This window comes from Streptomyces sp. NPDC052040 (assembly GCF_044548405.1).
In the GTDB taxonomy this organism is placed as follows: Bacteria; Actinomycetota; Actinomycetes; order Streptomycetales; family Streptomycetaceae; genus Streptomyces.
This window is the reverse complement of the sequence record NZ_JBIUBV010000004.1, coordinates 409,736-420,779: the sequence shown is the minus strand read 5'-3', so window position 1 is coordinate 420,779 and position 11,044 is coordinate 409,736. Positions and strand designations below refer to the sequence as shown.

General features: G+C 71.4%; 9 protein-coding genes. All 9 read left to right on the top strand.

All coding sequences use genetic code 11. The features are described from left to right. Window positions 1-111: 111 nt before the first annotated feature. The 9 genes from ACIHAA_RS12650 (at window position 112) to ACIHAA_RS12610 (ending at window position 11,037) form a co-directional block, all read left to right on the top strand. On the top strand, window positions 112-1,800 hold the full coding sequence (locus ACIHAA_RS12650) for a CTP synthase (protein ID WP_399816085.1): 1,689 nt from the start codon (window positions 112-114) through the stop codon (window positions 1,798-1,800). An 86-nt stretch (window positions 1,801-1,886) separates the two neighbouring features. Continuing rightward, entirely contained in the window at window positions 1,887-2,513 is a 627-nt protein-coding gene (locus tag ACIHAA_RS12645) for an NUDIX domain-containing protein (protein ID WP_399816084.1), read from the top strand. Window positions 2,514-2,670: 157 nt separating this feature from the next. Next, window positions 2,671-4,740, top strand: coding sequence for a tetratricopeptide repeat protein (locus ACIHAA_RS12640; protein WP_399816083.1), 2,070 nt, complete (start codon window positions 2,671-2,673; stop codon window positions 4,738-4,740). 145 nt (window positions 4,741-4,885) lie between these two features. After that, entirely contained in the window at window positions 4,886-6,001 is a 1,116-nt protein-coding gene (gene ald, locus ACIHAA_RS12635) for an alanine dehydrogenase (protein WP_399816146.1), read from the top strand. Window positions 6,002-6,409: 408 nt separating this feature from the next. Beyond that, entirely contained in the window at window positions 6,410-7,543 is a 1,134-nt protein-coding gene (locus ACIHAA_RS12630) for a ParA family protein (RefSeq protein WP_399816081.1), read from the top strand. After that, on the top strand, window positions 7,528-8,103 hold the full coding sequence (locus ACIHAA_RS12625; RefSeq protein WP_399816079.1) for a hypothetical protein: 576 nt from the start codon (window positions 7,528-7,530) through the stop codon (window positions 8,101-8,103). The genes ACIHAA_RS12630 and ACIHAA_RS12625 overlap by 16 nt, the downstream gene beginning before the upstream one ends. A gap of 20 nt (window positions 8,104-8,123) precedes the next feature. Beyond that, the gene (locus tag ACIHAA_RS12620; protein ID WP_399816078.1) at window positions 8,124-9,317 is read left to right on the top strand and encodes a segregation/condensation protein A; all 1,194 of its coding nucleotides are present in this window, start codon (window positions 8,124-8,126) and stop codon (window positions 9,315-9,317) included. After that, the gene (scpB, locus tag ACIHAA_RS12615) at window positions 9,314-9,970 is read left to right on the top strand and encodes an SMC-Scp complex subunit ScpB (protein WP_399816076.1); all 657 of its coding nucleotides are present in this window, start codon (window positions 9,314-9,316) and stop codon (window positions 9,968-9,970) included. The genes ACIHAA_RS12620 and scpB overlap by 4 nt, the downstream gene beginning before the upstream one ends. After that, a complete protein-coding gene (locus ACIHAA_RS12610; RefSeq protein WP_399816074.1) occupies window positions 9,970-11,037 on the top strand; it encodes a pseudouridine synthase in 1,068 nt (355 codons plus the stop codon). The genes scpB and ACIHAA_RS12610 overlap by 1 nt, the downstream gene beginning before the upstream one ends. The last annotated feature ends 7 nt before the right edge of the window (window positions 11,038-11,044 follow it).

Below are 11,044 nucleotides of genomic sequence, written 5' to 3'. Positions count from 1 at the left end.
GGACCGGTGGGCACGAAACCCCCGAACCGCAGCGACGGCACCGCCGGAAGATCCCTACCGGGCGAGCCGCACCGCACCAGATACCGCGACCACGGGAGCCCCCTCTTGGCCATGCCGCCCGCTGCTTTCCGAAACAGCACAGCCACGACGACCAAGCACATCTTCGTCACCGGGGGTGTCGCCTCTTCGCTCGGCAAGGGCCTGACGGCCTCCAGCCTGGGCATGCTGCTCAAGGCGCGTGGTCTGCGCGTCGTGATGCAGAAGCTCGACCCGTACCTGAACGTCGACCCGGGCACGATGAACCCCTTCCAGCACGGTGAGGTGTTCGTCACCAACGACGGCGCCGAGACCGACCTGGACATCGGCCACTACGAGCGCTTCCTCGACCGCGACCTCGACGGCTCCGCCAATGTCACCACGGGCCAGGTCTACTCGACGGTGATCGCCAAGGAGCGGCGCGGCGAGTACCTGGGCGACACGGTCCAGGTCATCCCGCACATCACCAACGAGATCAAGCACCGCATCCGCCGCATGGCCACCGACGAGGTGGACGTCGTGATCACCGAGGTCGGCGGCACCGTGGGCGACATCGAGTCGCTGCCGTTCCTGGAGACCGTCCGCCAGGTCCGCCACGAGGTCGGCCGCGACAACGTCTTCGTGGTGCACATCTCGCTGCTGCCCTACATCGGCCCCTCCGGCGAGCTGAAGACCAAGCCCACCCAGCACTCGGTCGCCGCGCTGCGCAACATCGGTATCCAGCCGGACGCGATCGTGCTCCGCTGCGACCGCGAGGTGCCGACCGCCATCAAGCGCAAGATCTCGCTGATGTGCGACGTCGACGAGGCCGCCGTGGTCGCCTGCCCGGACGCCCGTTCGATCTACGACATCCCGAAGGTCGTCCACACCGAGGGCCTGGACGCCTATGTCGTCCGCAAGCTGGACCTCCCCTTCCGCGACGTGGACTGGACGACCTGGGACGACCTGCTCGACCGCGTCCACAACCCCACGGACGAGATCACCCTCGCCCTGGTCGGCAAGTACATCGACCTGCCCGACGCCTATCTGTCGGTGACCGAGGCGCTGCGGGCCGGCGGCTTCGCCCACAAGGCGCGCGTGAAGATCAAGTGGGTCACCTCCGACGACTGCAAGACCCCGGCCGGTGCCAAGGCGCAGCTCGCCGACGTGGACGGCATCTGCATCCCCGGCGGCTTCGGCGACCGCGGTGTGCTCGGCAAGGTCGGCGCCATCCGCTACGCCCGTGAGAACCGGATTCCGCTGCTCGGTCTCTGCCTCGGCCTCCAGTGCATCGTGGTCGAGGCCGCGCGCAACCTGGCCGACATCCCGGACGCGAACTCCACCGAGTTCGACTCGGCCACCGCCCACCCGGTGATCTCGACCATGGCCGAGCAGCTGGACATCGTCGCGGGCGAGGGCGACATGGGCGGCACCATGCGCCTGGGCATGTACCCGGCCAAGCTGGCCGAGGGCTCGCTCGTGCGCGAGGCGTACGACGGCAAGGAGTACGTGGAGGAGCGACACCGCCACCGCTACGAGGTGAACAACGCCTACCGGGCCGAGCTGGAGAAGAAGGCCGGCATCGTGTTCTCCGGCACCTCGCCGGACGGCAAGCTCGTGGAGTACGTCGAGTACCCGCGCGAGGTGCACCCCTACCTGGTGGCGACGCAGGCCCACCCCGAGCTGCGCTCCCGCCCGACCCGCCCGCACCCGCTGTTCGCGGGGCTGGTGAAGGCCGCCGTGGAGCGGCAGCGGGGCACCTCCGCCGGGGCGGACGGCAAGTAGCCGAGGAGCTGTACGGTGGCCGGGGTGCGCGTCCTTCGGGAGGCGTACCCCGGTTTTCGTGCACGGTGTGGGAGGAACAGGGCGACATGACGATCAAGGACACTCCCGAGGAGTGGGAGATCAGGGCGACCGAGACCCCGTTCACCGGCAAGAAGACCTCCGTCCGCGCCGACGACGTGGTCATGCCGAACGGTGCGGTGGCCCGCCGCGACTACCAGGTCCACCCGGGCTCGGTGGCCGTCGTCGCCCTCGACGAGCAGGACCGGGTGCTGGTGCTCAAGCAGTACCGCCACCCCGTGCGCCACAAGCTCTGGGAGGTCCCGGCCGGTCTGCTGGACATCCCCGGGGAGAACCCGCTGCACGCCGCCCAGCGCGAGCTGTACGAGGAGGCGCACGTCAAGGCTGAGGACTGGCGGGTGCTGACCGACGTCTACACCTCGCCGGGCGGCAGCGACGAGGCCGTACGGATCTTCCTGGCCCGCGATCTGTCCGAGGCCGACGGCCGGCGCTTCGAGGTCGAGGACGAGGAGGCCGACATGGAGCTGGCCCGGATCCCCCTGGCCGAGCTGGTCCGCGGGGTACTGGCCGGTGACCTCCACAACACCTGCCTCGTCGTCGGTGTCCTCTCCCTGGTGGCCGCGCGCGGCGGCGAGGGCCTGGACGCCCTCCGGCCCGCCGGGGCCCCGTGGCCCGCCCGGCCGTTCGAGTCCTGACGGCCCGTCTGTCCGGTCGTACCATCGCCTGATCCGATCGGGGGACCCCTGCGCCATGCTCGGCCGGGATCGTCGCAGAGCGTGAACTAGGCTCTGGGGGACGACCCGCCCCATTACCCGGCGGGCCGGTGTGCGCAGTGGGACGGGAGCGTGGCCCGTGACGGATCAGGCGGTGACGGCCGGCGGCGACGGGCGGTCTGCGGACGCCCGGCGCCCCTCCACCACGGAAAGTCAGTTCCTCGGGCGCACAAGGGAGTTGAAAGAACTCCGGCTCGACATCGAACGCGCGGGCCTCGACACGCTCTCCGGCCGCAAGGCCCCGCGCGCCCGGGTGCTCCTCATCGCGGGACGCCCCGGCTCCGGACGTACCGCCCTCGCCGAGGAACTGGTCCGCCAGATCGCCCACCGTTACCGCGACGGTGTCCTCCGCGCCCGCCTCAGCGAACCCGACGGCACCCCGGTGCCGACCGAGCGCACCGCCCGCGCCCTGCTCACCGGCCTCGGCCTGCCCACCCCGGCGGGCGCCGCCGAGGACGAACTCGGCCAGCAGGTGCGCGACGCCCTCACCGACCGCCGGGTGCTGCTCCTGCTGGACGACGCGGTGGCGGCCGAGCAGGTCGACGCGCTGCTCCCGGACACCCCGGAGTGCCTGGTCGTCGCGGTCTCCGCGGGACCGCTGACCGGGATCGCCGACGTCCGCCCGTGCACCCTGGGCGGTCTGGACACCAAGTCGGCCCTCGACCTGCTCAACCGGTACACCGGCGCGGTACGGATCACCGTCGACCCCAGCGCCGCCGAACGGCTCGTGGAGGAGTGCGCGGGCCAGCCCGCCGCGCTGGTTCTGGCCGGGGGCTGGCTCGCCGCCCACCCCAAGGCCGCCGTCGCCGATCTCGCCCGGCAGCTGCACACCGCGCCCGACGAGGGAACACCGACGGCCCGCGCCTTCCGGCTGTCCTGCGCGGCGCTGCCCGGTCCCGCACAGCGGATGCTGCGGCTGCTCTCCCTCGCCCCCGCCGGTCTCGTCGACCCGCACACCGCCTCCGCGCTGGCCGGCTGCTCGGTGGAGTCCGCCCACGGCCTCCTGGACGACCTCACCGCCCTGGGCTTTCTGCACCGGGTGGCCTCGCCCCTTCCGGAGTACGAGGTCCCCGGCTGTCTGCAACCGCTGCTGACGGCGCTGGCCGCCGCCGAGGAGCGCCCGGCCGAGCTCCAGCTGTCCCGCGCCCGCATGCTGGAGCGGATCGTGCGGCTGCTCCAGTCCTGCCGCGCGATCACCGAGACCGACAGTCCGGAAGCCCGCCAGAAGCTCGCCGTGCTGCCCCGGGTTCTGCGCTTCGCCACCCCCGCGGCCGCCGAGGAGTGGCTGCGGCTGAGGCAGCCCGCGCTGCTGGGCGCCGCCCGGCTCGCGGTCGCCGACGGCGAGCTGGACACCCTGGCCCGGCGGCTGATGGCCGCCCTGGTCAGGGCCATGGTCGCGCACTTCGGCACCCAGGCGGCGGCGCCCGAGCTGTACGGCATCCACCGGCTCGTCCTCGATGTCGCCGAGCGCCGTGGACTGCACCGCGAGAAGACCGCCGCCCTGCTGAACCTCGCCGACCTGGACGCGCAGACCGGCCGTACGGCGCAGGCGCTGGCCCGCTACCGGGCCGCACTGGACGCGGGGCGGGAGGCGAACGACCCGTATGCGACCGGCCGCGCGATGGAATCCGTGGGCGGCGCGCACCAGGAGCTGGGCGACTACGACCGGGCCGCCGACTGGTACGGCAGGGCGCTCGCCCAGCGGCTCGCCCGCGACGAGCGCACCGACGCGGCCCGGCTCTACGGCCGGATCGCTGCCGTCCACACCTATGCGGGCCGCTACGGGGAGGCCCAGCGCAACTGGCGGGCGGCGATCGCGGCCCACCGCAGGAGCGGGGATGTGGCGGCCCACGCCCGGGCGCTGAGCGAGCTGGCCCGGGTCCAGGAGTACGCCGGGCGGCCCGAGGAGTCGCTGCGCACCTGCCAGGAAGCGGTCGAGTGGGCGCTGCGCGCCGAGGACGCGCGGCTGCTGGGGGCGCTGCGGATCCGGCTGGCCGACACCCTGGAGCGGCTCGGCGACCCCGCGGCGGCCCACCTGCACCGCGCTGCGGCCAAGCGCATCCTGGGGGATGAGGGACAGGAGGACACGACGGTGCCGACACATGCCACGGGTACCTGCGAAATCCGCAGTGCTTCTGCTGAAGATTGATGTAATGAAAGGCTAGACAGCGGCAACGCCTTCATTAGACTGGCTCTACCGCACGTTCTCCTGCGGTGTCTCCGGCTGTGCCCTCGTACGCCGGGGAATCTCCAGCAAAACCCCCACATCCCCTGAGCCAAGGACCGTGATCGACGTGAAGGTCGGCATCCCCCGCGAGGTCAAGAACAACGAGTTCCGGGTGGCCATCACCCCCGCCGGTGTGCACGAGCTGGTGCGCCACGGCCACCAGGTGGTCGTCGAGCGGAATGCCGGAGTCGGCTCCTCGATCCCGGACGACGAGTACATCACCGCCGGTGCGCAGATCCTGGAGACCGCCGACGAGGTCTGGGCCGCCGCCGACCTGCTGCTGAAGGTCAAGGAGCCCATCGCGGAGGAGTACCACCGCCTCCGCAAGGACCAGATCCTCTTCACCTATCTGCACCTGGCCGCCTCCAGGGAGTGCACGGACGCGCTGCTCGCCTCCGGCACCACGGCCATCGCCTACGAGACCGTCGAGCTGCCGAACCGCGCCCTGCCGCTGCTCGCCCCGATGTCCGAAGTCGCGGGCCGGCTGGCCCCGCAGGTCGGCGCCTACCACCTGATGGCCGCCAACGGCGGCCGCGGTGTCCTCCCCGGCGGCGTCCCCGGCGTCCCGGCCGGCAAGGCCGTGATCATCGGCGGTGGCGTCTCCGGCTGGAACGCCGCGCAGATCGCCATCGGCCTGGGCTTCCACGTCACCCTGCTCGACAGGGACATCAACAAGCTCAAGGAGGCGGACAAGATCTTCGGTACGAAGATCCAGACCGTCGTCTCCAACACCTTCGAGCTGGAGAAGGCCTGCCTCGACGCGGACCTCGTCGTGGGTGCCGTCCTGATCCCGGGGGCCAAGGCGCCGAAGCTGGTCACCAACGAGCTGGTCTCCCGGATGAAGGCGGGAAGTGTCCTTGTCGACATCGCGATCGACCAGGGCGGCTGCTTCGAGGACTCCCGTCCGACCACGCACGCCGAGCCGACCTTCCGGGTCCACGAGTCGGTCTTCTACTGCGTCGCCAACATGCCCGGCGCCGTGCCCAACACCTCCACCTACGCGCTGACCAACGCGACGCTGCCCTACATCGTGGAGCTGGCCAACCGCGGCTGGGTCGACGCGCTGCGCCGCGACGCCGCGCTGGCCAAGGGCCTCAACACCCATGACGGCAAGGTCGTTTACAAGGAGGTCGCCGAGTCGCACGGCCTGGAGCACGTGGAGCTGGCCTCGCTGCTCGACTGAGCGCGGCACGACCGGGTTCGAATACCCGGCGTTCCAAGGCGATCGGTCAACTCACGTCGTCAACACATCGCAATCGGCCGGACCTTGCCCGACAAGGTCCGGCCGGATGTGTGTATGGTCACTTTGCGACACTCGTTCAACTCGCCTCGAACGCAACTCTTCTACCGTTTCGCACACCGGTGAAACCTGGCGAACGGTGCCCGGACACCCTTGACAGCGGGATGTTTCATTGCCGACACATCGTGCCGGGTCCGGCGGATTGTGTTGCTGCGGACCGCTGACACGCCATAGAGTCGCCAACCGTCGGCATGGTGCCACGCTGACCTATCTAGAAGTTTCCTGGTCACCAAGGAGGTAAGACGACTTGTGAATGAGTCGACATTTACTCCCGGGGGTGGTCAACCAGGGATGCCTGCGCGGGGCGCGGGCCCCACGGGGCTCGAGGCTGTCGGCTCCGTCGCTGTCCGTACCTTCTCAGCCCACCAGAGCCAGCCCCCCCACCTGGCTCCGACAGCACACCAGAGCATGGATGGCCCACACGTGAACGCCATGGCCGGCGGCCCGAGCGGCGAGGTCCACAACAACTTCGCCGACTACGACGAACTGCCCGAAGGGCACTTCTACGACCCCGACGCCGAGTACGAGCCCGATCCCGAGTACGCGGCCACGCTCGCGCCCGACGCGGCCCGCCAGCGCCGCGAGCGCATCGGCCCCACCGGCCGTCCGCTGCCGTACTTCCCGATCCCCGGCCCGCTGACCGACCACGGTCCGGCGAAGATCATCGCGATGTGCAACCAGAAGGGCGGCGTCGGCAAGACCACGTCGACCATCAACCTGGGTGCCGCGCTCGCGGAGTACGGACGCCGGGTGCTGCTCGTCGACTTCGACCCGCAGGGCGCGCTCTCCGTGGGCCTCGGCGTCAACCCCATGGAACTCGACCTCACCGTCTACAACCTGCTCATGGAGCGGGGCATGTCCGCGGACGAGGTCCTGCTGAAGACCGCGGTCCCCAACATGGACCTGCTGCCGAGCAACATCGACCTGTCGGCGGCCGAGGTCCAGCTGGTGTCGGAGGTCGCGCGCGAGTCGACGCTCCAGCGGGCCCTGAAGCCCCTGATGGCCGACTACGACTACATCGTGATCGACTGTCAGCCCTCGCTCGGCCTGCTCACCGTCAACGCGCTCACCGCCGCGCACAAGGTGATCGTGCCGCTCGAGTGCGAGTTCTTCGCGCTGCGCGGTGTCGCACTCCTCACCGAGACCATCGAGAAGGTGCAGGAGCGGCTCAACCCCGACCTGGAACTCGACGGCATCCTCGCCACGATGTACGACTCGCGGACCGTGCACAGCCGCGAGGTCCTGGCCCGGGTCGTCGAGGCGTTCGACGACCACGTGTACCACACGGTGATCGGCCGGACCGTGCGCTTCCCGGAGACCACGGTCGCCGGTGAGCCCATCACCACCTACGCCTCCAACTCCGTCGGTGCCGCCGCCTACCGCCAGCTCGCCAGGGAGGTGCTCGCCCGGTGTCACGCCGAGTGAGTCTGCCGGGGGCCGACGAACTGTTCCGTACCACCGGGGGAATGGGGCTCCAGGCGTCCGCCCCCAGGCGCCAGGCCAACGGCGAGGCCCGGGTGCCCGCTCCCGCGGGTGAGAGCGACGCGACGGCCGCGGGGGAGGACGCGCCGCCGTCGGTGCCCGTGCGGGGCGGCGACGGCGAGGGCGACGAACATGTGGCGGCGGACACCGCCGAGGCGGAGGCCGGTCAGTCGCGGACGCGCTCCCTGGGCGCCGAGCGGCCCGCGCGGCGGCAGCCCGCGCCGGAGGGCCCCGGTGCCGCCGCGGCCCAGCCGCGCAAGCGGGGACGCGCGTCCGGACGGCGGATGCCCAGCGGACGGGAACGGCACGACGAGAAGATCACCGTCTATGTCTCCGCCGAGGAACTGATGGACCTGGAGCACGCCCGGCTCGTACTGCGGGGCGAGCACGGGCTCGCGGTGGACCGCGGGCGGATCGTGCGCGAGGCGGTCGCCGTGGTGCTGGCCGACCTGGAGTCCCGCGGGGACGCGAGCATTCTCGTACGTCGGCTCCGGGGGCGGTAAGCAGGTAGCCTGCGACGGCTATGACCTCGTACGACGGCTCCGCCCCCGCTTCCGGTCCGCCAGGTTCCGGTGGCCGTCGGCGTGCTCTGGGACGCGGGCCGGGCACCGTGGCGCCCGCCCACGGGACCGCCCCCTCGCGCCCCGCCGTCGCCACCGGGCCCGAACCCGGCCAGGAGCCCTCCGCGCGCGCCACGCCCGCACCGGCCGACCCCCTCCCGGAGGCCGCCCTCGCGACCGCCGTGCCGCCGGGCCACGACACCCCGCAAGAAGCCCCTGCTCCCGCCGCGGACCGGGAGGCCCCCGGGCAGGGCACCGAGCCCCTGGAGCCCGCGGTGGCCGCCGCGCCCTCCCTGGAGGCCGGGACCGGGCCCTCCGACGGTCCGGAGGATCGGGTGCAGCCCGGTGACGGTGTCTTCACCGTGCGGCTGGTCAACTTCGAAGGCCCCTTCGACCTCCTCCTCCAGCTGATCTCCCGGCACAAACTCGATGTCACCGAGGTCGCCCTGTCCAGGGTGACCGACGAGTTCATGGCGCACATCCGGGCCATGGGACCGGACTGGGACCTGGACCAGACGACCGAGTTCCTGGTCGTCGCCGCCACCCTGCTCGACCTCAAGGCGGCCCGGCTGCTCCCCGCCGCCGAGGTCGAGGACGAGGCGGACCTCGCGCTGCTCGAAGCCCGGGACCTGCTCTTCGCACGGCTCCTCCAGTACCGCGCGTACAAGCAGATCGCCGAGATCTTCCAGCGGCGTACCGAGGACGAGGACCGGCGCTACCCCCGCACCGTGGGCCTCGAACCCGAGCACGCCGAGCTGCTGCCCGAAGTCGTGCTCGGCATCGGCGCCGAGGGGTTCGCCCGGCTCGCCGTCAAGGCGATGCAGCCCCGGCCCAAGCCGCAGGTGTACGTCGACCACATCCACGCCCCGCTGGTCAGCGTGCAGGAGCAGGCCCGGATCGTGGTGGCCCGCCTCCGGGAGCTGGGGGAGGCCCCCTTCCGCGCCCTGGTGGCGGACACCGAGGACACCCTCACGGTGGTCGCCCGCTTCCTCGCGCTGCTGGAGCTGTACCGGGAGAAGGCCGTGGCACTGGAGCAGGAGACCGCGCTCGGGGAGCTGCTGGTGCGCTGGACCGGCGGGGACGGCGGCGAGGCACCCGTGGTCACGGACGAGTTCGACCGGGGGCCCGAGCAGCCCGAGGAGGAAGTGAAGGCGTGAGTGAGGACACCGTGGAGATCCCGGCCGGTGCGAGCACGGTGGCCGGACTCGATCTGAAGCCCGCCCTGGAGGCCGTCCTCATGGTGGTGGACGAGCCCGCCACCGAGGAGCACCTGGCGAAGATCCTGGAGCGGCCCCGGCGGCAGATCGCCGACGCGCTGCGGGAGCTGGCCGACGAGTACACCGTGCAGGGACGCGGATTCGAGCTGCGCTTCGTGGCGGGCGGCTGGCGTTTCTACACCCGGGCCGGGTACGCGCCCGCCGTGGAGCGCTTCGTTCTCGACGGCCAGCAGGCCCGGCTCACCCAGGCCGCCCTGGAGACCCTGGCGGTGGTCGCCTACCGTCAGCCGGTCAGCCGCAGCAGGGTCTCCGCGGTCCGCGGGGTGAACTGCGACGGCGTGATGCGCACCCTCCTCCAACGCGGTCTGGTCGAGGAGGCGGGCACGGAACCCGAAACAGGTGCGATCCTGTACAGGACGACGAACTACTTTCTGGAGCGGATGGGCCTGCGCGGCCTGGACGAGCTTCCGGAGCTCGCGCCCTTCCTCCCGGAGGCGGAGGCGATCGAGGCCGAGACCCAGGAGGGCACCTTGTCGTTCGACCCGGACGCTCCCGATGCTCCGGACGCACCCGACGATCACACGGAATTTTGATGCGAAGCAGCGGCAGCGGCAGGAACGACGGACGCGGCAACTCCCGCGGTGCCGGCAACAACAGGGACGAGAGGCAGGGCCAGGGGCGCCCCAAGAAGCCCCGCCCGGAGGAGCGCCGCTACGACGTGGGCCCCGGCGCCTCCCCGGACGGCCCCAAGTCCGGGCGCGGCGGCTCCGCGCGCGGTGGCGCCAAGGGCGGCCCCAAGCAGTCCCAGCAGCGCAGCGGCGGACGCACGGCGCCCGCGCGCTCCCGGGAGTACGACGCGCGCTCCGAGGAGCGCAACCGTGACCGGTACGCGGGCAAGAAGGACATCAAGCTGCCCAAGACCTTCCCCGGCGCCGAGCAGGAGGGCGAGCGCCTCCAGAAGGTCCTCGCCCGTGCCGGTTACGGCTCCCGGCGGGCCTGCGAGGAGCTGATCGAGCAGGCCAGGGTCGAGGTCAACGGCGAGATCGTGCTTGAGCAGGGCCTGCGGGTCGACCCCGAGACGGACGAGATCCGGGTCGACGGACTGACCGTGGCCACGCAGTCGTACCAGTTCTTCTCGCTCAACAAGCCGGCCGGTGTCGTCTCCACCATGGAGGACCCGGAGGGGCGCCAGTGCCTCGGGGACTACGTCACCAACCGCGAGACCCGGCTCTTCCACGTCGGGCGGCTGGACACCGAGACCGAGGGCGTCATCCTGCTCACCAACCACGGAGAGCTGGCGCACCGCCTGACCCACCCCCGGTACGGCGTCCGCAAGACCTATCTCGCGCACATCGTCGGCCCGATCCCTCGGGACCTCGGCAAGCGCCTGAAGGACGGCATCCAGCTGGAGGACGGGTACGCGCGCGCCGACCACTTCCGGGTGGTCGAGCAGACCGGCAAGAACTACCTCGTCGAGGTCACCCTGCACGAGGGCCGCAAGCACATCGTGCGCCGGATGCTCGCCGAGGCCGGTTTCCCCGTCGACAAGCTGGTGCGCACCGCCTTCGGGCCGATCACCCTCGGCGACCAGAAGTCGGGCTGGCTGCGCCGTCTGTCGAACACCGAGGTCGGCATGCTGATGAAGGAAGTCGAGCTCTAGAGCTCCG